Here is a 19,354-nt window from a genome sequence, read left to right as displayed (position 1 = left end):
CCCCATTTCCCTTTGGGGGCTTCCGCACATGAATGAACTCATGAAAATTCTTGGCCAGACCGGCCAGGCGATGACCTTCGATCAGATCAAGATCCAGTTGGCATCACCCGATCAGATGCGGTCTTGGTCATTTGGTGAAATCAAGAAGCCCGAGACCATCAATTACCGGACATTCAAGCCGGAGCGTGATGGTCTGTTCTGTGCGCGCATTTTTGGCCCGATCAAGGACTACGAATGCCTGTGCGGCAAGTACAAGCGGATGAAGTTCCGCGGCATTATTTGCGAAAAATGCGGCGTTGAAGTCACGTTGGCCAAGGTGCGTCGTGAACGCATGGGCCACATCCAGCTTGCCAGCCCGGTTGCGCACATCTGGTTCCTGAAATCTCTGCCCAGCCGTATCGGCCTTATGGTCGATATGACTCTGAAAGATCTGGAAAAGGTTCTCTATTTTGAGAACTATCTGGTTCTGGAGCCCGGCACATCTCCGCTGAAACAATATTCTCTGCTGACCGAGGACCAGTACCTCGATGTCATGGACGAATATAGCGAAGAAGGCATTGAAGTCGGGATCGGTGCCGAGGCCATCAAGAAGGTTCTTGAGCGTATCGATTGCGATGCCGACAAGGTTCATCTGCGTCAGGAACTCAAAGAAACCACTTCAGAAGCCAAGCGCAAGAAGCTGGTCAAGCGCCTGAAGCTGATTGAGGCTTTTGCTGAAAGCGGTTCTCGTCCGGAATGGATGATTCTGGATCTGGTTCCGGTCATTCCGCCGGAACTGCGCCCGCTGGTGCCGCTGGATGGTGGCCGGTTCGCAACGTCTGATCTGAACGATCTGTATCGTCGCGTTATTAACCGTAACAACCGTCTCAAGCGCCTGATGGAACTGCGTGCGCCTGATATCATCGTGCGTAACGAAAAGCGCATGCTTCAGGAAGCCGTTGACGCCCTGTTCGATAACGGTCGCCGTGGTCGTGCCATTACCGGTGCCAACAAGCGTCCGCTGAAGTCCCTGTCCGATATGCTGAAAGGCAAGCAGGGCCGCTTCCGTCAGAACCTGCTTGGTAAGCGCGTTGACTATTCCGGTCGTTCCGTGATCGTGGTCGGGCCGGAACTCAAGCTGCATCAGTGCGGCCTGCCGAAGAAGATGGCGCTGGAACTGTTCAAGCCGTTCATCTACTCGAAGCTGGAGAAGTACGGTCACGCAACAACCATTAAAGCTGCAAAGCGGATGGTTGAAAAAGAACGTCCGGAAGTCTGGGATATTCTTGAAGAAGTGATCCGCGAGCATCCTGTGATGCTGAACCGCGCGCCCACGCTTCACCGTCTTGGTATTCAGGCGTTTGAACCCGTACTGGTTGAAGGTAAGGCCATCCAGCTTCATCCGCTGGTTTGCACCGCGTTCAACGCGGACTTCGATGGTGACCAGATGGCGGTGCACGTGCCGTTAAGCCTTGAAGCTCAGCTTGAAGCGCGTGTGCTGATGATGTCCACCAACAACATTCTCAGCCCGGCTAACGGTAAGCCCATTATCGTGCCGTCTCAGGATATTGTTCTGGGTCTTTACTATCTCAGCCTCGAAGTGCCGGAATTTGCTGCAACGCCTGACCGCAGTGAATATGACAACACGACGGGTGAACTGGTTAAGGCGGGCGCGCCTTCTTTCTCCTCCATTGGGGAAGTGGAATATGCGCTGAGCGCTGGTGTTCTGAAGCTGCATGACAAAATCCGCGCACGCCTTGAAAGCGTGAACAAGGACGGTCAGAAAGTTTACGAAACCATCGTGACCACGCCAGGCCGCGTTCTGATTGCTCAGATCCTGCCGAAGAGCGACGCTATTCCGTTCTCGCTGATCAACAGACAGCTGACCAAAAAGGCCGTGTCTGATGTGATCGATACGGTTTACCGTCACTGCGGTCAGAAAGAAGCGGTTATCTTCTGTGACCGTCTGATGGCTCTTGGTTTCCGTCACGCTGCAAAGGCAGGCATTTCCTTCGGTAAGGATGACATGATCATCCCGACTGAAAAGAAAGTGCTTGTTGATCGTACAGCTGCTGAAGTGAAGGAATTCGAACAGCAGTATCAGGATGGTCTGATCACGGCTGGCGAACGCTACAACAAGGTGGTCGATGCCTGGTCACGCTGCACGGACGAAGTGCAGGCGGCCATGACGAAAGAGATTTCCCGTCAGGAAATTGGCAAGCCCATCAACTCCGTGTGGATGATGAGCCACTCCGGGGCGCGTGGGTCACCGGCCCAGATGAAGCAGCTCGCCGGGATGCGTGGTCTGATGGCCAAGCCGTCTGGTGAAATTATCGAACAGCCGATTATCGCCAACTTTAAAGAAGGTCTGTCGGTTCTCGATTACTTTACGTCTACCCATGGTGCACGTAAGGGGCTGGCCGATACCGCTCTGAAAACGGCGAACTCCGGTTACCTCACCCGTCGTCTGGTGGACGTTGCGCAGGATAGCATCATCATTGAAGAAGACTGCGGTACGGAACGTGGTCTGACGGTTCGCGCCGTTCTCGATGGTGGTGAAATTGTTGCCTCCCTGTCAGAACGTATCCTCGGTCGTACCGCGGCTGCGGATGTGGTCGATCCTGCTTCTGGTGACGTGATTGTTCCACGCAATCATCTCATTGAAGAAGCGGATGCAGAGCGCATTGAAAAAGCGGGCATTGAGTCCATTTTCATCCGCTCCGTGCTCACCTGCGATAGCCGGGTAGGCGTTTGCGGCCATTGCTATGGACGAGACCTTGCCCGCGGCACGCCGGTCAATATTGGTGAAGCCGTTGGTGTTATCGCGGCACAGTCCATCGGCGAGCCCGGCACTCAGCTGACCATGCGGACCTTCCATATCGGTGGTGCGGCTCAGCGTGGTGCCGAGCAGTCCATGATCGAAGCATCCCGCGACGGTAAGGTTGTTATCCGCAACCGTAACGTGGTGCAGAACTCTCAGAACGTGCCGATTGTCATGGCGCGTAACTGTGAAATTCTGCTGACTGACGATGCTGGTGTGGAAAAAGCCCGTTATCGTGTGCCTTATGGTGCAAGGTTGCTGACAACGGAAGGCGCATCTGTGTCCCGTGGTCAGAAACTGGCAGAGTGGGATCCCTACACCCTGCCGATCATCACGGAGCAGGCTGGTAAGATTGAATATCTTGACCTGATTGACTCCATCACGCTCGTTGAGCGTATGGACGAAGTCACCGGCCTGACCTCCAAAGTGGTGGTTGACTACAAGCAGGCAGGGAAGGGTGTTGATCTGCGGCCGCGTCTGCAGATCAAAGGCCCGAACGGCGAGGTCATCAAACTGGAAAACGGCAGCGATGCCCGTTACTTCCTGTCACCTGAAACACTGCTGTCCGTTGAAAACGGTGCAGAAGTTCATGCCGGTGACGTTCTGGCCCGTCTGCCGCGTGAAGGCTCCAAGACCCGTGATATTACAGGTGGTCTGCCGCGTGTGGCAGAACTGTTTGAAGCACGTCGTCCGAAAGACCATGCCATCATTGCTGAGATGGAAGGGCGTGTTGAATTCGGGAAGGATTACAAGTCCAAGCGCCGTATTATCGTGAAGAACGATGAGACAGGTGAAGAGACCGAATATCTGATCCCGAAAGGCAAGCACGTTTCCGTTCAGGAAGGTGACTTTGTTGAAAAGGGCGATCCGCTGGTCGATGGTCCCCGCGTGCCGCACGATATTCTGAAGGTCATGGGGGTTGAGGCTCTGTCCGATTACCTCGTGAATGAAATTCAGGATGTCTATCGTCTTCAAGGCGTGAAGATTAACGATAAGCATATCGAGGTTATCGTTCGTCAGATGCTGCAGAAGGTTGAAATTCTGGAGCCAGGCGACACGACATACCTGATTGGCGAAACCGTTGATCGGATTGAGCTGGATATCGAAAATACAAAGTGCATGAACGCAGGTGAACGTCCTGCCGTGGCCATGCCGGTGCTGCAGGGGATCACCAAGGCGTCCCTGCAGACACAGTCCTTCATTTCTGCGGCCTCCTTCCAGGAAACCACGCGTGTCCTGACGGAAGCAGCAACGGCCGGGAAAGTCGACAGACTGAACGGCTTGAAGGAAAACGTGATTGTTGGGCGCCTGATCCCTGCAGGGACAGGAAGCGTCATGAACCGCCTGCGGGCTATTGCTGCCTCTCAGGACAAGCAGCGGGTTGGACGGTCTTCAGCAGCCGAATAAGGCGTGTCTGCTTCGATGTAGGCGGGAAAGGGGGCGGGAGTTATTCCTGCCCCCTTTCTTTTTTGCACTGGGCCAAAGCAAACTGCGGAGAATCGTTCATCTCCGCTTGACTTCAACCAGGTGCAGGGGTAGGTAGCAGCCCTCAGCTCCGCTCCATTGCAGGAGCAGGGGTAAATCGTAATTCTCTGTTAAGCATGCGGTTGGCTTCCGGCAGGAAGTGGTGCCGGATGTCAACATAGCCCCATACGGGTGTTGTGCCTGGTGGGATTTTCAAATGAAAGTCGGCAGCCGATAAAAAGGTTAGCCGGCCGAACTGTGTAAGGATCGGGAAAGGCGCATGCCGACCATCAACCAGCTCATTGCCAAGGGGCGCAAGCCTGCGGTCAAGCGCAACAAAGTGCCTGCACTGCAGGGTTGCCCCCAGAAACGTGGTGTTTGCACCCGTGTTTATACGACGACGCCCAAAAAGCCGAACTCCGCACTGCGTAAAGTTGCCAAGGTGCGTCTGACGAACGGCTATGAGGTGGTTAGCTATATTCCGGGTGAAGGCCATAACCTTCAGGAACATAGTGTCGTGCTGATCCGTGGCGGTCGTGTGAAGGACCTTCCGGGTGTGCGTTACCATATCCTTCGCGGTGTTCTCGATACCCAAGGTATCGCTAAGCGTCGCCAGCGGCGTTCGCTTTATGGCGCCAAGCGTCCGAAGTAAGGGAAGGTTAAGGTATGAGCCGCCGTCACCGCGCTGTTAAGCGTGAGATTCTTCCTGATCCGAAGTTTGGAGACATTGTCATCACGCGTTTCATGAACGCTCTGATGTATGATGGCAAAAAATCCACTGCGGAAGGGATTGTTTACGGAGCTCTCGAGGCGCTTGTTCGCCGGAGTGGGGCTTCTGCTGATCCGGTTGCATTGTTCCACAATGCTCTGGATAACGTTAAGCCTGCAGTAGAGGTTCGTTCTCGCCGTGTTGGTGGTGCAACCTACCAGGTGCCGGTTGAAGTCCGGGCTGAGCGTCGTCAGGCGCTGGCTATTCGCTGGGTGATTGATGCCTCTCGCAAGCGGGGCGAAAACACCATGCAGGACCGGCTGTCCAACGAATTGCTGGACGCTGTGAACAACCGTGGTGCTGCTGTTAAGAAGCGCGAAGATACCCACCGTATGGCTGAAGCCAACAAGGCATTCAGTCACTATCGCTGGTAATCATTCGAGGGTGCCATTTTTGCCCGTAAGGGAAGTGGCAAACTTATTTGGAAACTGCCTCTTGAGTGGTTCGAGAGGTATGGAGTGGAAAAATGGCTAAGGCTAAATTTGAGCGGAATAAACCGCACTGCAACATCGGCACCATCGGCCACGTTGACCATGGCAAGACGTCTCTGACGGCTGCTATCACGAAGACGCTGGCAAAAAGCGGCGGTGCTGACTTCAAAGCATACGACCAGATCGATGCTGCTCCTGAAGAACGCGCTCGTGGCATCACTATTTCCACGGCTCACGTGGAATACGAAACCGCGAAGCGTCACTACGCTCACGTGGACTGCCCCGGACACGCTGACTATGTGAAGAACATGATCACGGGTGCCGCTCAGATGGACGGCGCGATCCTGGTTGTGTCCGCTGCTGACGGCCCGATGCCGCAGACCCGTGAACACATCCTGCTTGCTCGTCAGGTTGGTGTGCCGGCTCTGGTTGTCTTCCTGAACAAGGTTGACCAGGTTGACGATCCGGAACTGCTTGAACTGGTTGAAATGGAAGTTCGTGAACTTCTGTCTTCTTATCAGTTCCCGGGCGACGAAATTCCGATCATCAAGGGTTCTGCTCTGGTGACGCTGGAAGATGGCGATCCGGAAGTTGGCGAAAACCGCGTCAAAGACCTGATGGACGCTGTTGACGAATACATCCCGCAGCCGGAACGTCCGATCGACCGTCCGTTCCTGATGCCGATCGAAGACGTGTTCTCCATCTCTGGTCGTGGGACCGTGGTGACGGGCCGTGTCGAACGTGGTGCTGTGAACGTTGGTGACGAAGTTGAAATCGTTGGCCTGAAAGACACCGTCAAGACGACCGTTACCGGTGTTGAAATGTTCCGCAAGCTGCTTGATCGCGGTGAAGCTGGTGACAACATTGGTGCGCTGCTGCGTGGCACGAAGCGTGAAGATGTTGAACGTGGTCAGGTTCTGGCCAAGCCGGGCTCCATCACCCCGCACAAGAAGTTCAAGGCAGAAGCCTACATCCTGACGAAGGAAGAAGGTGGCCGTCATACGCCGTTCTTCACCAACTATCGTCCGCAGTTCTACTTCCGTACGACTGACGTGACGGGTGTTGTGCACCTGCCGGAAGGCACGGAAATGGTCATGCCTGGCGATAACTGCGCCATGGATGTTGAACTGATTGCACCGATCGCCATGGATGAAGGTCTGCGCTTCGCTATCCGCGAAGGTGGTCGCACCGTTGGTGCAGGTGTTGTGGCTTCCATCACCGAGTAATCGGTAAGAGGCCTAAGAACTGTATGGCCCCGGCTGAGTCCTTCAGCCGGGGTCTTACTTGGCGGCCGGGTTTCCCCGGACAAGTAAAGTGTTGGACTAAGAAACAATGGACAACCAGAACATCCGCATTCGCCTAAAGGCGTACGATCATCGCGTGCTTGACAACAGCACAAAGGAGATCGTCAACACGGCGAAGCGTACGGGTGCGCGGGTTCGGGGTCCTATCCCGCTGCCGACGCATATCGAACGGTTTACGGTTAACCGTTCTCCCCACGTGGATAAGAAAAGTCGCGAGCAGTTCGAAATTCGGACTCATCGCCGCCTGCTCGATATTGTCGAGCCGACTCCGCAGACCGTGGACGCTCTCATGAAACTCGACCTCGCCGCTGGCGTGGATGTCGAGATCAAACTTTAAGGTCCAGACGATGCGCACCGGATTGATCGCAAAAAAGTTGGGCATGTCCCGACTGTTCAAGGAAGATGGCACACATGTGCCTGTTACCGTCCTGCATGTTGATGACGTGCAGGTGGTGGATGTCCGTACTCAGGAGCGGGATGGCTATACGGCTGTTCAGCTGGGTCTGGGCAAAGCCAAGGTAAAAAATGTCACCAAGCCGAACCGCGGCCATTTTGCCCGCACAAAGGTTGAGCCCAAAAAGGTTGTACGCGAATTTCGCGTGGCTGAAGATGCCGCGCTTGAGGTTGGCGCATCCCTTTCCGCTGCTCACTTTGTTGTAGGCCAGAAAGTGGACGTGACCGGCACCAGCAAGGGTAAAGGGTTCGCAGGCGCCATGAAGCGCTGGAACTTTGCTGGTCTTGAAGCCACACATGGTGTGTCTATTTCTCACCGTTCTCATGGTTCTACCGGTAACCGTCAGGATCCCGGCAAAACCTTCAAGAACAAAAAGATGGCAGGCCATCTGGGTGATGAACGCGTGACCACCCTGAATCTTGAAATTGCAGCGATCGATCCGGAAAAGAATCTGATCATGGTGCGCGGTTCCATTCCTGGAGCAAAAAACGGCACCGTGTTGATTCGTGATGCGATCAAAAAAGCCCGCCATGTCGATGCGCCTTATCCGGCCGCTCTCGTGACGGCGGAGGGCTGAGGTCATGGAAATCGAAATCAAAACGCTTGATAACGGCACTGCTGGTTCTGCTACGCTGCCGGATGAACTGTTTGCAGTCGCTCCGCGCGCAGATATCATGGCGCGTGTCGTGCATTGGCAGCTTGCAAAGCGCCGCGCAGGTACGCATCAGGTAAAAGGCATGGCTGACGTGTCTGGCACTACCAAGAAGCCGTATCGCCAGAAAGGCACAGGCAGCGCCCGTCAGGGGTCTTTGCGTGCACCGCAGTATCGTACCGGTGGTGTGGTCCATGGTCCGGTGTCCCGTGACCACGGATATGACCTGCCCAAGAAGGTGCGTCGTCTGGGCCTGATCTCTGCGCTTTCCCAGAAAGCTCAGGATGGCAAACTGATTGTTCTGCAGTCTGCTTCCGGTGTGGCGCGCACAAGCGAACTGGCAGTCAAGCTGAAGACCCTCGGCCTGAAGTCCGCCCTCATTGTTGACGCTGCTGTTGATGAAGGCTTTGTTCGCGCTGCGCGCAACCTGCCCAAAATCGACGTTCTTCCGACGATCGGCGCCAACGTTTACGATATTCTTAACCACGAGGTTCTGGCCATTACCCAGGCTGGTCTCGAAGGTCTGAAGGAGCGCCTGGCATGACCAACATTCTTGCGCTGCGCAAGAAAGCTGAGCGTCTTTCCCGTGAGGCGATGTACGATATCGTTCGTGCGCCGCTGGTCACAGAAAAGGCAACCGCGCTTTCTGAAAAAAATCAGGTTGTTTTCAAGGTTGCCATTACGGCCACCAAGCCTGAAATCAAAGTGGCAGTGGAAACACTGTTTGGCGTCAAGGTTGTTGGTGTGAACACCCTTGTCCAGAAGGGCAAGACCAAGCGCTTCAAAGGGCGTCTGGGACAGCGTTCTGACATCAAGAAGGCGTTCGTCCAGCTTGCGGAAGGTCAGTCCATTGACCTGACCGCCAAACTGGCGTGACGTGGGGTAGGAACAAATGGCACTGAAGCACTTTAATCCCGTCACGCCGAGCCTTCGCGGCACGGTTCTGATTGATCGCGCCGATCTGTGGAAAGGCAAGCCGGTCAAGCAGCTGACGGAAGGCAAGAACAAGACGGGTGGTCGTAACAACAACGGCCGTACGACTTCTCGTTTCCGTGGTGGCGGTCACAAGCAGTCTTATCGTTACGTAGACTTCAAACGGCGCAAGTTTGATGTGCTCGGCACGGTTGAGCGTCTGGAATATGACCCCAACCGTACAGCCTTCATCGCTCTGGTGAAGTATGAAGACGGTGAACTGGCATACATCCTGGCTCCGCAGCGTCTGAAAGTTGGCGATAACGTTATCGCTGGCACGCGCGTTGACATTAAGCCGGGTAACGCGATGCCGCTGGCCTCTATCCCGGTCGGCACCATCGTGCACAACATCGAACTGAAGCAGGGCGCTGGTGGTAAGCTGGCCCGTTCTGCAGGCACATATGCCCAGCTCGTTGGTAAGGACTCCGGTTACGCGCAGATCAAGCTGCAGTCCGGTGAACTGCGTGTTGTGCGTGGTGAATGCATGGCAACAATCGGTGCTGTGTCCAATCCGGACAACATGAACCAGCATCTGGGTAAAGCCGGTCGTGCTCGTTGGTTGGGGCGTCGTCCGCATAACCGCGGCGTTGTGATGAACCCGGTTGACCATCCGCATGGTGGTGGTGAAGGCCGGACATCCGGTGGTCGTCATCCGGTCACACCGTGGGGCAAGCCCACCAAAGGTTACAAAACTCGGGTCAACAAGCGTACGGACAGTCTGATTATCCGTCGTCGCAAGACCGGCAAGTAAGGGGCAATAGAAGATGGCACGTTCCGTCTGGAAAGGCCCGTTCGTCGACGGGTATCTGCTAAGCAAAGCTGAAGCGTCCCGCGCGTCGGGTCGTAATGAAGTGATCAAGATCTGGTCACGTCGTTCCACGATCCTTCCGCAGTTCGTTGGACTGACGTTCGGTGTTTACAATGGTCAGAAGTTCCTGCCTGTGCAGGTGACGGAGAATATGGTCGGGCACAAGTTCGGCGAATTTTCTCCCACCCGTACATTCCACGGGCACGGGGCCGACAAGAAGTCGAAGCGGGGCTAAAATGAGCAAGCCGAAACAGCCGCGCACGCTCGCGGAAACTGAAGCGCAGGCCGTTACGCGCAACATTCGGGTTAGTCCCCGCAAGTTGAACCTTGTTGCGGGTCTTATCCGCAACAAGCCGGCGTCTCAGGCAGTTGCCACTCTTACGTTCTCCAAGCGTCGTATCGCCCAGCAGGTCAAGAAGACCCTGGAAAGCGCGATTGCGAATGCAGAGAACAATCACCAGCTGGATGTTGACCAGCTGGTGGTAAAGACGGCTGAAGTTGGGAAGTCCATCGTGATGCGTCGCTTCCATGCACGTGGTCGTGGTCGTTCTGCCCGCGTGGAAAAATTCTTCAGCCACCTGAAGATCGTTGTTGCCGAACGGGCTCCCGAGCCTGAAGCAGCTTCTACTGAGCAGAAGGCGGCCTGAGGTATGGGACATAAAGTCAATCCGATCGGGCTGCGGCTCGGTATCAATCGCACGTGGGACAGCCGCTGGTACGCTGACGGTGATTATTCTCGCCTGCTGCACGAAGACCTGAAGCTGCGTGCGTTTCTGCGTCGCAAGCTTTCTGGTGCTGGTGTGTCTCGTGTTGTGATCGAACGTCCGGCCAAGAAGCCGCGCGTGACGATCTATGCAGCACGTCCTGGTGTGGTCATCGGCAAGAAGGGTCAGGATATTGACGCTCTGCGTAAAGAGCTGACCCGTATGGCTGGCACGGAAGTGGCGCTCAACATCGTTGAAATCCGTAAGCCGGAAATCGACGCAACGCTGGTGGCAGACAACATTGCCCAGCAGCTTGAACGCCGTGTTGCCTTCCGTCGCGCCATGAAGCGCGCTGTGCAGTCTGCCATGCGTCTTGGTGCGCAGGGTATCCGGATCAACTGTTCCGGTCGTCTGGGTGGTGCAGAAATCGCTCGTATCGAGTGGTATCGTGAAGGCCGAGTGCCGCTTCACACTCTGCGTGCCGATATCGACTACGGAACAGCTACTGCGAAGACCACCTATGGCACCTGCGGTGTAAAGGTATGGATCTTCAAAGGTGAGATTCTGGCGCATGACCCACTGGCTCAGGACCGCCGGGCGGCCGAACAGGCCCCTCAGCGCTGAGGCGAAGGATAGAAGACAATGCTTTCTCCAAAGCGTACTAAGTTCCGCAAGGCGCACAAAGGCCGTATTCACGGTCTTGCCAAAAGCGGAACCACGCTCAACTTTGGCACGTTCGGTCTGAAGGCTCTTCAGCCCGAACGCATCACCGCACGGCAGATCGAAGCGTCTCGTCGGGCCATTACTAGAGCGATGAAACGTGCTGGTCGCGTGTGGATTCGTATTTTTCCGGATCTTCCGGTCTCGACAAAGCCCGCAGAAGTGCGTATGGGCTCCGGCAAGGGATCACCTGAATACTGGGTGGCCCGTGTGAGGCCTGGTCGCATTCTGTTCGAAATCGAAGGTGTGCCGCCCGAAGTCGCGCGTGAAGCGCTGGCTCTCGGTGCAGCAAAGCTGCCGATCAAGACCAAGTTTGTGACCCGAATTGGAGATGCGTGAGATGGCAAAGGCAACAAAGCCAGCTGATCTGCGTGCCAAGACGTCAGACGAACTGAATGCGCTGCTCATCGAGCTTAAGCGTGAACAGCTCAATCTGCGTTTCCAGCAGGCAACCGGGCAGACCGAAGGCCAGAGCCGCGTTCGGGTGATCCGGCGTGAAATTGCGCGCATCAAGACGATTGTGGCGCAAAATGAGAAGACTGCGGCAGGTGCGAAAACATCTGCTGCCATTTCCTGAAGGGAGTTGGACGATGCCAAGGCGCGTCCTTACCGGACGTGTGACCAGCGACAAGATGGACAAGACCGTAACAGTTCTTGTCGATCGTCGCGTCATGCATCCGCTGTATAAGAAGTTTATCCGTCGCTCCAAGAAGTACGCGGCGCACGACGAAGAAAACGTCTGCAAAGTTGGCGACACGGTGCGTATTATTGAGTGCCCCCCGGTTTCCCGGCGCAAGGCATGGGCTGTGGTTGCTCGCAATGGCGAGGCCGTAGATGCCTCTGCTGTCGGCGTGTCGGCGTAAGGTAAGGATATCTAGAACATGATCCATCCCGAGACCAACCTCGACGTAGCCGACAACTCCGGTGCGCGTCAGGTGCAGTGCATCAAGGTGCTGGGCGGCTCCAAGCGGAAGTCCGCCTCGGTCGGCGACGTGATCGTCGTATCTGTCAAGGAAGCCATCCCCCGCGGGAAGGTGAAAAAGGGCGACGTCCACCAAGCTGTTATCGTGCGTACTTCCTATCCGGTGCGTCGTCCTGATGGCAGTGCTATCCGCTTTGACAAGAACGCCGCTGTGCTGATCAACAAGCAGCAGGAACCGATTGGTACCCGTATCTTCGGCCCGGTTGTTCGTGAACTTCGTGCGCGCAAGTTCATGAAGATCATCTCTCTGGCTCCGGAGGTGCTATAATAATGGCCGCTCGTATTAAAAAAGGCGATACGGTTGTTGTCATCAGCGGCTCCTCCAAGGGTGTTGAAGGTGAAGTTCTTTCTGTGCGTCCGGCAGAAAACCGCGCCATCGTGCGTGGCGTTGCTGTTGTGAAGCGTCACCAGAAAGCAACCCGTATGGGCGAAGAAGGTGGGATCATTTCCCGTGAAGCGCCTGTTCATCTTTCCAACCTGAAGCTGGTTGACCCAGCTTCCAAGAAGCCGACGCGTGTTGGTTTCCGTGTGCTGGAAGATGGCCGTAAAGTTCGTGTTGCCAAGGCAACCGGCGAAGTGATTGAAGGCTGAGGAGGCGAGAATGAGTGAGTCTAAGGGCGTTCGTTCCGTTCCTCGTTTTCAGGAACGCTATGAAAACGAACTGCGTGCCAAGCTGCGTGAGCAGTTCGGCTACAAAAACGTCATGCAAGTGCCGCGGCTTGAAAAAATCGTCCTGAACATGGGCGTTGGTGAAGCTGCTGGTGACCAGAAAAAGCTTGATGCAGCAGTTGCCGAAATGACGTTGATTGCTGGTCAGAAGCCGGTGAAAACCGTTGCCAAGAAGGCTATTGCGGGCTTCAAGATCCGTGAAGGTCTGCCGATTGGCTGTAAGGTTACGCTGCGCCGTGCCCAGATGTATGAATTCCTTGATCGTCTGGTGACGATTGCGATGCCGCGTATTCGCGATTTCCGCGGTCTGCCGGCTAACAAGGGTTTTGACGGGCGTGGTAACTTTGCCCTGGGTCTGAAAGAACAGATCGTCTTCCCGGAAATCGACTATGATAAGGTTGATGAAATCCGCGGTATGGACGTTGTGTTCGTGACCAGCGCAAAAACGGATGCGGAAGCTAAAGCGCTTCTGAAAGCGTTTGATCTTCCCTTTGCAGCCTAAGGGAAATCGTTTACCTGTCATCAGGTGTTGTTGTCTTGGAAAACCGTCGAAGGTTTTCGAAGGGTTCCGGAGGATAAAAATATATGGCTAAGACTTCTGCCATCACGCGGAATGCCAAGCGGGCTCGCATGTCTGCGCGTGACAAGGAAAAGCGTGCGGCGCTGAAGAATATTGTGATGGACCGCTCGCTTCCTGTGGAAGATCGGTTTGATGCGTCTTTGAAGCTGGCAGAGCTGCCGCGCAATGGGTCACGCGTTCGCGTGCGTTTGCGCTGCAAGCTGACGGGCCGGTCTCGCGGTAACTACCGTAAGTTTGAGTTGTGCCGTATTGCACTGCGTGATCTGGCTTCAAGTGGCCAGATTCCGGGCATGGTTAAAGCTAGCTGGTAAAGGCGCACAATGTCACTTTCTGATCCGCTGGGTGATATGCTCACCCGTATCCGTAACGCACAGCGTGCGCGCCATGCTGCCTGTGTGTCTCCGGCTTCTAACCTGCGTTCAAACGTTCTGGATGCTCTGCAGCGCGAAGGTTATATTCGTGGCTACAAGCGCGAAGAAGTGCGCAAGGGTATCGTTCAGCTTCACATCGAACTGAAATACTCTGAAGGTGAGCCGGTTATTAAGGAAATTCACCGCGTTTCCCGTCCGGGGCGTCGTGTTTATTCCAAAATCAAGGAGCTGCCGCGTGTATGCGCCGGGCTGGGTGTTTCCATCCTGTCCACGCCGCGTGGTGTTCTGTCCGATGTCGAGGCTCGCGCTGCCAATGTTGGCGGTGAAGTCCTCTGTCGCGTGTTCTGAGGAGGGATACATGTCACGTGTAGGCAAATATCCCGTTGACGTTCCCGCGGGTGTGACTGTCTCGATTGCAGACGGTGTTTTCAAGGCCAAGGGCAAGCTGGGTGAACTTTCCGTTCCTCTGTCTTCTCACATCGAGGCTGAAATTGCAGAAGGTAAGGTCGCCGTTCGTCCGGTGAACGATGCTGCGCAGGCTCGTATGATGTGGGGTACCACGCGCGCTTTGATCGCCACGGCCGTCAAGGGTGTGTCTGAAGGCTTCTCGAAAGCTCTGGAAATCAACGGCACCGGTTATCGTGCTGCCGTCCAGGGCTCCAACCTTGTGATGAACCTCGGTTTCTCTCACGACGTGGTCTATCCGATTCCGCAGGGCATCAAGATCTCCACGCCGCGTCCGACCGCTATTCTTGTCGAAGGGATCGACAAGCAGCGTGTAGGGCAGGTTGCTCTTGATATTCGCAGCTACCGCAAGCCGGAACCCTATAAGGGCAAGGGCGTGCGTTATGAGACGGAAACCATTCGCCGCAAGGAAGGCAAGAAGAAATAATGAGCACTCAGCAGGAACTGCGGAATCGGCGGCGGGATCGTCTCCGTTTTCAGCTCCGTCGCAAGGCTGGTGGTCGTCCGCGTCTGTCGGTCTTCCGGTCTGGCAAGAACATTTATGCGCAGGTCATTGATGACGTGCAGGGGCGTACCCTCGCTGCTGCTTCCAGCCTGGATAAAGAGCTGCGTGAAGGCCTGAAGACAGGTGCCAACAAAGACAGCGCTGGCGCTGTTGGTAAGTTGGTTGCCCAGCGTGCTGTTGCCGCTGGTGTCTCTCAGGTTGTGTTCGATCGTGGGGCATATCTTTATCATGGGCGCGTGAAGGCGCTGGCGGAGGCTGCCCGCGAGGGCGGTCTCTCCTTCTGAGGAAAGGATCACGTAATGGCTCGTGAACCAAGAGAAGGCGGTCGAGGCGGCCGTGATCGTGAACGCGAAGGCGATGAACTGGTAGATAAGCTGGTTACCATCAATCGCGTTGCGAAGGTTGTTAAGGGCGGTCGGCGCTTTGCATTTGCAGCGTTGGTTGTTGTTGGTGACCAGAAGGGGCGTGTTGGCTACGGTGCAGGTAAGGCACGTGAAGTGCCGGAAGCGATCCGTAAAGCTACGGAACGTGCCAAGCGTGGCATGATCCGCGTGCCGATGAAGGAAGGCCGCACCCTACATCACGATGTTGCTGGTCACTTCGGGGCTGGTAAGGTTGTGCTGCGCTCGGCTGAAGCCGGGACCGGGATCATCGCTGGTGGTCCGATGCGTGCTGTTTTTGAAAGCCTGGGCATCAACGATGTGGTTGCGAAGTCCCTCGGGACCCGGAACCCGCACAACATGGTGAAGGCAACGTTTGATGCTCTCACCCGCTGTGCCAGCCCGCGTTCAGTAGCGAACCGTCGCGGCAAGAAGGTTGCAGAAATCTTCGGCAAGCGCGATCAGGCCGCTTCAGTTGGGGAGGCTGCAGATGCCTGAGACAAAAACCTTCAAGGTTGTCCAGATTGCGTCTGGTAACGGACGCAAGCCTGGCCAGAAAGAAACCCTGATTGGTCTTGGCCTGAACAAGATCGGTCGTGAGCGGGTTCTTGAAGACACCCCTTCAACACGCGGTATGGTCCGTAAAGTGGCCCACCTTGTGAAGGTGGAGGATTGATATGAATCTGAATGAGCTTCGCGATAACGACGGTGCTCGTTATCGTAAAAAGCGGCTTGGCCGCGGTATCGGCTCCGGCAAGGGCAAGACTTCCGGTAAAGGTGTGAAGGGGCAGAAAGCGCGTGAAGGCGTTTCCCTGAACGGCTTTGAAGGTGGTCAGCTGCCGATCTATCGTCGTCTGCCAAAGCGTGGCTTCAAGAACATCTTCCGCAAGGTCTATGCGCCGGTTAACCTCGGTGCAGTTGAAAAGGCTCTTGCAGATGGTAAGCTTGATGCCGGTGCAGCGGTGACGGAAGAACTGCTGAAGAAAGCTGGTCTTGTTGGCACTGGTAAATATGCTGGCGTGCGCATTCTGGGAGAAGGCGAACTGACACGTGCTGTCACGTTTGAAGTCTCTGGCGCTTCTGCTTCCGCAGTTGCAGCTGTCGAAAAGGCAGGGGGATCTGTAAAGATTCTTGCGCCGAAAGCAGCCGAAGCCAGCGCATCCTAATGCGAATGGAAGAGGGCAGGGTCATAGCTGTCCTCTTCTGGTCTGTTTTTCCAGAGATGTTCTGGTTTAACTTTTAGACTATCATGCCAGCGTCCCGCATTATGTGGTGACGCTGTTTGTGTGAAAGGACGGATGCATGGCTTCCGCGGCCGAACAGTTGGCTGCCAACTTTAATGTGGGCTCCTTCGCCAAGGCAACCGAACTCAAAAAGCGGATTTGGTTTACCCTTGGTGCGCTGATTATTTACCGTCTTGGCACGTACATTCCTGTTCCAGGAGTGGATGCCACGGTCATGGGGCAACTGCTTGCGCAGCATCAGGGAGGCATATTGGGCATGTTCAATATGTTTACTGGTGGTGCTTTGGGCCGTATGACGGTTTTTGCCCTGAACATCATGCCTTATATCTCTGCATCCATTATTGTGCAGTTGATGTCTACAGCGGTTCCGTCTCTCGAAGCGCTGAAGAAGGAAGGCGAGCAGGGGCGTAAGAAGCTCAATCAGTATACGCGCTATCTGACTGTTTTTATTGCTTTGTTTCAAGCTTACGGCATAGCTGTGGGGCTTGAAAATATGCACAGCGCTGCCGGTGCGGCAGTGGTGAACCCAGGTGTGTTCTTCCTTACATCCTGTGTCATCACCCTTGTGGGTGGCACGATGTTTCTGATGTGGCTTGGTGAGCAGATTACATCGCGCGGGGTAGGGAATGGTATTTCTCTGATCATCTTTGCGGGGATTGTGGCCAACCTGCCGCAAGCTTTGGCGAGCTTGTTCCAGCTTGGTTATACGGGTGCGCTTTCACCCTTCTTTGTTCTGGTGTTTCTGGTGCTGGCAGCTATCACGATCACGTTCATCGTGTTCATGGAGCAGGCTCAGCGTCGCGTGGTTATTCAGTATCCCAAGCGCCAGATGGGACAGAGGATGTTTGGGGGCGATACCACTCATATGCCTCTGAAGGTCAATACAGCTGGGGTTATCCCGCCGATTTTTGCGTCTTCCGTACTGCTGATTCCGGTCACTATTTCGGGTTTCATGAACGGTAAGTCCATGCCGGGGTGGCTCTCTTTCCTAGGTGAGGAACTCGGGCAGGGGCAGCCGCTTTACATGCTGTTCTACGCCGCCATGATTGTTTTCTTTTCTTACTTTTACGCGGCGGTAACGTTTAATCCGACGGAGACGGCGGATAATCTGCGCAAGCAGGGAGGCTTCATTCCCGGAATTCGGCCCGGAGCCGCCACAGCCGCCTACTTTGATAAGATTCTGACCCGCCTGACGACAATCGGGGCGGCATATATGGTGCTGGTTTGTCTTCTGCCGCAGATACTCATCAGCCATTACAATGTGCCGTTTTACTTTGGTGGGACCAGTCTGATTATTATCGTCTCGGTTACGATTGATACGGTCACGCAGGTGCAGTCGCATCTTGTGGCGCATCAGTACCAGGGACTGATGCGTCGCTCTCGGGGCGGTAAGAAACAGAGGATCATCCGGCGATGAACATTATTTTTCTGGGGCCGCCCGGAGCAGGAAAGGGAACCCAGTCCAAACGTTTGGAAGAACGGTATGGGCTGGTGCAGATCTCGACTGGCGATATGCTGCGGGCAGAAGTGGCGCGTGGGTCCGATATCGGCAAGCAGGCCAAAAGCCTGATGGATGCCGGGCGCTTGGTGCCAGACGAGCTGATCATCGCCATGCTGAAGTCACGGATAGAGCAGCCAGATTGTGTGAAAGGATTCATCCTGGATGGATTCCCACGCACAACCGGACAGGCAGAAGCGTTGGATACAATGCTGAAGGCCGACAACAAGAAGATTGATGTCGTTCTGTTTCTGGATGTGGATGAAGACATTCTGGCGGATAGAATCTCTGGCCGCTTTACGTGTGCGCAGTGTGGGGCGACCTACAATGAAGTCTCCAACCCTCCCAAGAAGGAAGGTGAGTGTGACGCATGTGGGAGCCATGAATTCAAGCGTCGGGCTGATGATCGGCGGGAGACGGTCGTTGAGCGTCTTAAGGAGTATCGGAAACTGACTGCGCCGATTCTTCCGTTCTACGAAAAAACCGGTCGTCTTTATAAAATTAACGGCATGTTGCCGGCTGCCGAAGTTACTGCGCAAATTGAAGCAGTTATGGCTGGACAGTAATCGATCACGAAAAAGTGATCCGTTTTCGTTGACTTGTGCGGGTGGCCGGTATATTTCGCGGCCACTGAGTGAAATCTGCTTCCGGTGGCGGAGGCTATGAGTGTTCGCCCTTTTTGGGTGAACCCGACAGGAGTGTAAGGCGTGGCACGTATTGCCGGCGTGAATGTCCCGACAAACAAACGGGTTGTTATCGGGCTTCAGTATATCTACGGGATTGGCGCAACCAAGGCTGACCAGATTTGTAAATCTGCTGGTATTCCTGAAGCGAAGCGCGTGAATGAACTGAGCGACGACGAAATCATGAAGCTGCGTGAGCTGATTGATACCCAGTATCGCGTTGAAGGCGATCTGCGTCGTGAAGTGGCGATGAACATCAAGCGTCTGATGGATCTGGGCTGCTACCGCGGTCTGCGTCATCGTCGTGGCCTGCCTGTGCATGGTCAGCGGACGCACACCAACGCCCGTACCCGCAAGGGGAAGGCTGTTGCGATTGCAGGCAAGAAGAAAGCCACACGCTAATCCGATTTGTTGAAGTTTTCCGGATGGCTTTAGCGGGCTTCTGGGCAGGGACTGAGGTAGAAAAATTATGGCGAAAGCCGCTACACCGCGTATTCGTAAAAAAGAGCGCAAGAACATTATTTCCGGCGTGGCACACGTTCTGTCCACGTTCAATAACACCATGATCACCATCTCTGATGCCCAGGGGAATGCTATTTCCTGGTCTTCCGCCGGTGCTCAGGGGTTTAAGGGCTCTCGTAAGTCCACGCCGTATGCTGCACAGGTTGCGGCTGAAGACGCTGGTCGTAAGGCTCGCGAACACGGCATGGAAACGCTGGAAATTGAAGTTTCCGGTCCTGGGTCAGGCCGTGAAAGCGCACTGCGTGCTCTGCAGGCAGTTGGGTTCTCCATCACGTCCATCCGTGACATGACGCCGGTGCCGCACAACGGCTGCCGTCCGCGCAAGCGTCGTCGCGTCTAAGGATTGAAAGTGCGCGGTTATCTTATGGTAACCGCCG

29 protein-coding genes are annotated in these 19,354 nt (G+C 55.2%); all 29 read left to right on the top strand.

The window, feature by feature from the left end; all coding sequences use genetic code 11:
- The first annotated feature begins 28 nt into the window (after positions 1-28).
- The 29 genes from rpoC to rpsK all read left to right on the top strand — a co-directional run bounded on the left by rpoC (position 29) and on the right by rpsK (position 19,317).
- Positions 29-4,207: a DNA-directed RNA polymerase subunit beta' gene (rpoC, locus tag AD948_RS15445; RefSeq protein WP_061472591.1), complete on the top strand. Its 4,179-nt coding sequence runs from the start codon at positions 29-31 to the stop codon at positions 4,205-4,207.
- A 337-nt stretch (positions 4,208-4,544) separates the two neighbouring features.
- Entirely contained in the window at positions 4,545-4,916 is a 372-nt protein-coding gene (gene rpsL, locus AD948_RS15440) for a 30S ribosomal protein S12 (RefSeq protein WP_003622698.1), read from the top strand.
- A gap of 14 nt (positions 4,917-4,930) precedes the next feature.
- Entirely contained in the window at positions 4,931-5,407 is a 477-nt protein-coding gene (gene rpsG / locus AD948_RS15435; RefSeq protein WP_006557752.1) for a 30S ribosomal protein S7, read from the top strand.
- Between the two features lie 92 nt (positions 5,408-5,499).
- Positions 5,500-6,690: an elongation factor Tu gene (tuf, locus tag AD948_RS15430; protein WP_039903569.1), complete on the top strand. Its 1,191-nt coding sequence runs from the start codon at positions 5,500-5,502 to the stop codon at positions 6,688-6,690.
- A gap of 106 nt (positions 6,691-6,796) precedes the next feature.
- On the top strand, positions 6,797-7,105 hold the full coding sequence (gene rpsJ, locus AD948_RS15425; RefSeq protein WP_007282720.1) for a 30S ribosomal protein S10: 309 nt from the start codon (positions 6,797-6,799) through the stop codon (positions 7,103-7,105).
- Between the two features lie 10 nt (positions 7,106-7,115).
- Positions 7,116-7,799: a 50S ribosomal protein L3 gene (gene rplC, locus AD948_RS15420; protein WP_006557756.1), complete on the top strand. Its 684-nt coding sequence runs from the start codon at positions 7,116-7,118 to the stop codon at positions 7,797-7,799.
- Between the two features lie 4 nt (positions 7,800-7,803).
- Positions 7,804-8,418, top strand: coding sequence for a 50S ribosomal protein L4 (gene rplD / locus AD948_RS15415; protein WP_006557757.1), 615 nt, complete (start codon positions 7,804-7,806; stop codon positions 8,416-8,418).
- Positions 8,415-8,750, top strand: a complete 336-nt coding sequence (locus tag AD948_RS15410) for a 50S ribosomal protein L23 (RefSeq protein ID WP_006557758.1) — start codon at positions 8,415-8,417, stop codon at positions 8,748-8,750. Before rplD ends, AD948_RS15410 begins: the two co-directional genes overlap by 4 nt.
- Before the next feature lie 16 nt (positions 8,751-8,766).
- Positions 8,767-9,597, top strand: coding sequence for a 50S ribosomal protein L2 (gene rplB, locus AD948_RS15405; RefSeq protein WP_006557759.1), 831 nt, complete (start codon positions 8,767-8,769; stop codon positions 9,595-9,597).
- A gap of 13 nt (positions 9,598-9,610) precedes the next feature.
- A complete protein-coding gene (rpsS, locus tag AD948_RS15400; RefSeq protein ID WP_006557760.1) occupies positions 9,611-9,889 on the top strand; it encodes a 30S ribosomal protein S19 in 279 nt (92 codons plus the stop codon).
- Between the two features lies 1 nt (position 9,890).
- The gene (gene rplV / locus AD948_RS15395) at positions 9,891-10,301 is read left to right on the top strand and encodes a 50S ribosomal protein L22 (RefSeq protein WP_006557761.1); all 411 of its coding nucleotides are present in this window, start codon (positions 9,891-9,893) and stop codon (positions 10,299-10,301) included.
- A gap of 3 nt (positions 10,302-10,304) precedes the next feature.
- Positions 10,305-10,982, top strand: a complete 678-nt coding sequence (gene rpsC / locus AD948_RS15390; protein ID WP_006557762.1) for a 30S ribosomal protein S3 — start codon at positions 10,305-10,307, stop codon at positions 10,980-10,982.
- An 18-nt stretch (positions 10,983-11,000) separates the two neighbouring features.
- Entirely contained in the window at positions 11,001-11,417 is a 417-nt protein-coding gene (gene rplP / locus AD948_RS15385) for a 50S ribosomal protein L16 (RefSeq protein WP_006557764.1), read from the top strand.
- Position 11,418: 1 nt separating this feature from the next.
- Positions 11,419-11,655: a 50S ribosomal protein L29 gene (gene rpmC, locus AD948_RS15380; protein WP_006557765.1), complete on the top strand. Its 237-nt coding sequence runs from the start codon at positions 11,419-11,421 to the stop codon at positions 11,653-11,655.
- 13 nt (positions 11,656-11,668) lie between these two features.
- Positions 11,669-11,941: a 30S ribosomal protein S17 gene (rpsQ, locus tag AD948_RS15375; RefSeq protein WP_035377670.1), complete on the top strand. Its 273-nt coding sequence runs from the start codon at positions 11,669-11,671 to the stop codon at positions 11,939-11,941.
- A gap of 18 nt (positions 11,942-11,959) precedes the next feature.
- Positions 11,960-12,328: a 50S ribosomal protein L14 gene (rplN, locus tag AD948_RS15370; protein WP_006557767.1), complete on the top strand. Its 369-nt coding sequence runs from the start codon at positions 11,960-11,962 to the stop codon at positions 12,326-12,328.
- 2 nt (positions 12,329-12,330) lie between these two features.
- Positions 12,331-12,651: a 50S ribosomal protein L24 gene (gene rplX / locus AD948_RS15365; protein ID WP_006557768.1), complete on the top strand. Its 321-nt coding sequence runs from the start codon at positions 12,331-12,333 to the stop codon at positions 12,649-12,651.
- A gap of 10 nt (positions 12,652-12,661) precedes the next feature.
- On the top strand, positions 12,662-13,231 hold the full coding sequence (gene rplE, locus AD948_RS15360) for a 50S ribosomal protein L5 (protein ID WP_006557769.1): 570 nt from the start codon (positions 12,662-12,664) through the stop codon (positions 13,229-13,231).
- A gap of 83 nt (positions 13,232-13,314) precedes the next feature.
- Positions 13,315-13,620, top strand: a complete 306-nt coding sequence (rpsN, locus tag AD948_RS15355; protein WP_035377675.1) for a 30S ribosomal protein S14 — start codon at positions 13,315-13,317, stop codon at positions 13,618-13,620.
- 9 nt (positions 13,621-13,629) lie between these two features.
- The gene (gene rpsH / locus AD948_RS15350; protein WP_035377678.1) at positions 13,630-14,028 is read left to right on the top strand and encodes a 30S ribosomal protein S8; all 399 of its coding nucleotides are present in this window, start codon (positions 13,630-13,632) and stop codon (positions 14,026-14,028) included.
- Positions 14,029-14,038: 10 nt separating this feature from the next.
- Entirely contained in the window at positions 14,039-14,572 is a 534-nt protein-coding gene (gene rplF, locus AD948_RS15345; RefSeq protein ID WP_006557772.1) for a 50S ribosomal protein L6, read from the top strand.
- Complete coding sequence (rplR, locus tag AD948_RS15340) at positions 14,572-14,934, top strand: 50S ribosomal protein L18 (RefSeq protein WP_006557773.1); 363 nt, start codon at positions 14,572-14,574, stop codon at positions 14,932-14,934. Before rplF ends, rplR begins: the two co-directional genes overlap by 1 nt.
- 15 nt (positions 14,935-14,949) lie before the next feature.
- On the top strand, positions 14,950-15,528 hold the full coding sequence (rpsE, locus tag AD948_RS15335; RefSeq protein ID WP_006557774.1) for a 30S ribosomal protein S5: 579 nt from the start codon (positions 14,950-14,952) through the stop codon (positions 15,526-15,528).
- The gene (gene rpmD / locus AD948_RS15330; protein ID WP_006557775.1) at positions 15,521-15,706 is read left to right on the top strand and encodes a 50S ribosomal protein L30; all 186 of its coding nucleotides are present in this window, start codon (positions 15,521-15,523) and stop codon (positions 15,704-15,706) included. Before rpsE ends, rpmD begins: the two co-directional genes overlap by 8 nt.
- 1 nt (position 15,707) lies before the next feature.
- The gene (gene rplO, locus AD948_RS15325) at positions 15,708-16,196 is read left to right on the top strand and encodes a 50S ribosomal protein L15 (protein WP_035377683.1); all 489 of its coding nucleotides are present in this window, start codon (positions 15,708-15,710) and stop codon (positions 16,194-16,196) included.
- Between the two features lie 136 nt (positions 16,197-16,332).
- Entirely contained in the window at positions 16,333-17,691 is a 1,359-nt protein-coding gene (gene secY, locus AD948_RS15320) for a preprotein translocase subunit SecY (protein WP_006557777.1), read from the top strand.
- Positions 17,688-18,338 (top strand): adenylate kinase, encoded by a 651-nt coding sequence (locus AD948_RS15315; RefSeq protein WP_006557778.1) that lies wholly within the window; start codon positions 17,688-17,690, stop codon positions 18,336-18,338. Before secY ends, AD948_RS15315 begins: the two co-directional genes overlap by 4 nt.
- Before the next feature lie 141 nt (positions 18,339-18,479).
- Positions 18,480-18,857: a 30S ribosomal protein S13 gene (rpsM, locus tag AD948_RS15310; RefSeq protein ID WP_006557779.1), complete on the top strand. Its 378-nt coding sequence runs from the start codon at positions 18,480-18,482 to the stop codon at positions 18,855-18,857.
- 67 nt (positions 18,858-18,924) lie between these two features.
- On the top strand, positions 18,925-19,317 hold the full coding sequence (rpsK, locus tag AD948_RS15305; RefSeq protein ID WP_006557780.1) for a 30S ribosomal protein S11: 393 nt from the start codon (positions 18,925-18,927) through the stop codon (positions 19,315-19,317).
- Positions 19,318-19,354: the final 37 nt, after the last annotated feature.

Origin of the sequence: Acetobacter senegalensis (genome assembly GCF_001580995.1) — a bacterium.
Classification (GTDB): Bacteria; Pseudomonadota; Alphaproteobacteria; order Acetobacterales; family Acetobacteraceae; genus Acetobacter; species Acetobacter senegalensis.
The sequence above is the reverse complement of the archived record's forward strand: the minus strand, read 5'-3'. Positions and strand labels throughout refer to the sequence as shown.

Excerpts from the sequence above, each read along its gene's own strand:
- rpoC (WP_061472591.1), top strand. The coding sequence starts at position 29 with ATGAATGAACTCATGAAAATTCTTGGCCAGACCGGCCAGGCGATGACC.
- rpsL (WP_003622698.1), top strand. The coding sequence starts at position 4,545 with ATGCCGACCATCAACCAGCTCATTGCCAAGGGGCGCAAGCCTGCGGTC.
- rpsG (WP_006557752.1), top strand. The coding sequence starts at position 4,931 with ATGAGCCGCCGTCACCGCGCTGTTAAGCGTGAGATTCTTCCTGATCCG.
- tuf (WP_039903569.1), top strand. The coding sequence starts at position 5,500 with ATGGCTAAGGCTAAATTTGAGCGGAATAAACCGCACTGCAACATCGGC.
- rpsJ (WP_007282720.1), top strand. The coding sequence starts at position 6,797 with ATGGACAACCAGAACATCCGCATTCGCCTAAAGGCGTACGATCATCGC.
- rplC (WP_006557756.1), top strand. The coding sequence starts at position 7,116 with ATGCGCACCGGATTGATCGCAAAAAAGTTGGGCATGTCCCGACTGTTC.
- rplD (WP_006557757.1), top strand. The coding sequence starts at position 7,804 with ATGGAAATCGAAATCAAAACGCTTGATAACGGCACTGCTGGTTCTGCT.
- AD948_RS15410 (WP_006557758.1), top strand. The coding sequence starts at position 8,415 with ATGACCAACATTCTTGCGCTGCGCAAGAAAGCTGAGCGTCTTTCCCGT.
- rplB (WP_006557759.1), top strand. The coding sequence starts at position 8,767 with ATGGCACTGAAGCACTTTAATCCCGTCACGCCGAGCCTTCGCGGCACG.
- rpsS (WP_006557760.1), top strand. The coding sequence starts at position 9,611 with ATGGCACGTTCCGTCTGGAAAGGCCCGTTCGTCGACGGGTATCTGCTA.
- rplV (WP_006557761.1), top strand. The coding sequence starts at position 9,891 with ATGAGCAAGCCGAAACAGCCGCGCACGCTCGCGGAAACTGAAGCGCAG.
- rpsC (WP_006557762.1), top strand. The coding sequence starts at position 10,305 with ATGGGACATAAAGTCAATCCGATCGGGCTGCGGCTCGGTATCAATCGC.
- rplP (WP_006557764.1), top strand. The coding sequence starts at position 11,001 with ATGCTTTCTCCAAAGCGTACTAAGTTCCGCAAGGCGCACAAAGGCCGT.
- rpmC (WP_006557765.1), top strand. The coding sequence starts at position 11,419 with ATGGCAAAGGCAACAAAGCCAGCTGATCTGCGTGCCAAGACGTCAGAC.
- rpsQ (WP_035377670.1), top strand. The coding sequence starts at position 11,669 with ATGCCAAGGCGCGTCCTTACCGGACGTGTGACCAGCGACAAGATGGAC.
- rplN (WP_006557767.1), top strand. The coding sequence starts at position 11,960 with ATGATCCATCCCGAGACCAACCTCGACGTAGCCGACAACTCCGGTGCG.
- rplX (WP_006557768.1), top strand. The coding sequence starts at position 12,331 with ATGGCCGCTCGTATTAAAAAAGGCGATACGGTTGTTGTCATCAGCGGC.
- rplE (WP_006557769.1), top strand. The coding sequence starts at position 12,662 with ATGAGTGAGTCTAAGGGCGTTCGTTCCGTTCCTCGTTTTCAGGAACGC.
- rpsN (WP_035377675.1), top strand. The coding sequence starts at position 13,315 with ATGGCTAAGACTTCTGCCATCACGCGGAATGCCAAGCGGGCTCGCATG.
- rpsH (WP_035377678.1), top strand. The coding sequence starts at position 13,630 with ATGTCACTTTCTGATCCGCTGGGTGATATGCTCACCCGTATCCGTAAC.
- rplF (WP_006557772.1), top strand. The coding sequence starts at position 14,039 with ATGTCACGTGTAGGCAAATATCCCGTTGACGTTCCCGCGGGTGTGACT.
- rplR (WP_006557773.1), top strand. The coding sequence starts at position 14,572 with ATGAGCACTCAGCAGGAACTGCGGAATCGGCGGCGGGATCGTCTCCGT.
- rpsE (WP_006557774.1), top strand. The coding sequence starts at position 14,950 with ATGGCTCGTGAACCAAGAGAAGGCGGTCGAGGCGGCCGTGATCGTGAA.
- rpmD (WP_006557775.1), top strand. The coding sequence starts at position 15,521 with ATGCCTGAGACAAAAACCTTCAAGGTTGTCCAGATTGCGTCTGGTAAC.
- rplO (WP_035377683.1), top strand. The coding sequence starts at position 15,708 with ATGAATCTGAATGAGCTTCGCGATAACGACGGTGCTCGTTATCGTAAA.
- secY (WP_006557777.1), top strand. The coding sequence starts at position 16,333 with ATGGCTTCCGCGGCCGAACAGTTGGCTGCCAACTTTAATGTGGGCTCC.
- AD948_RS15315 (WP_006557778.1), top strand. The coding sequence starts at position 17,688 with ATGAACATTATTTTTCTGGGGCCGCCCGGAGCAGGAAAGGGAACCCAG.
- rpsK (WP_006557780.1), top strand. The coding sequence starts at position 18,925 with ATGGCGAAAGCCGCTACACCGCGTATTCGTAAAAAAGAGCGCAAGAAC.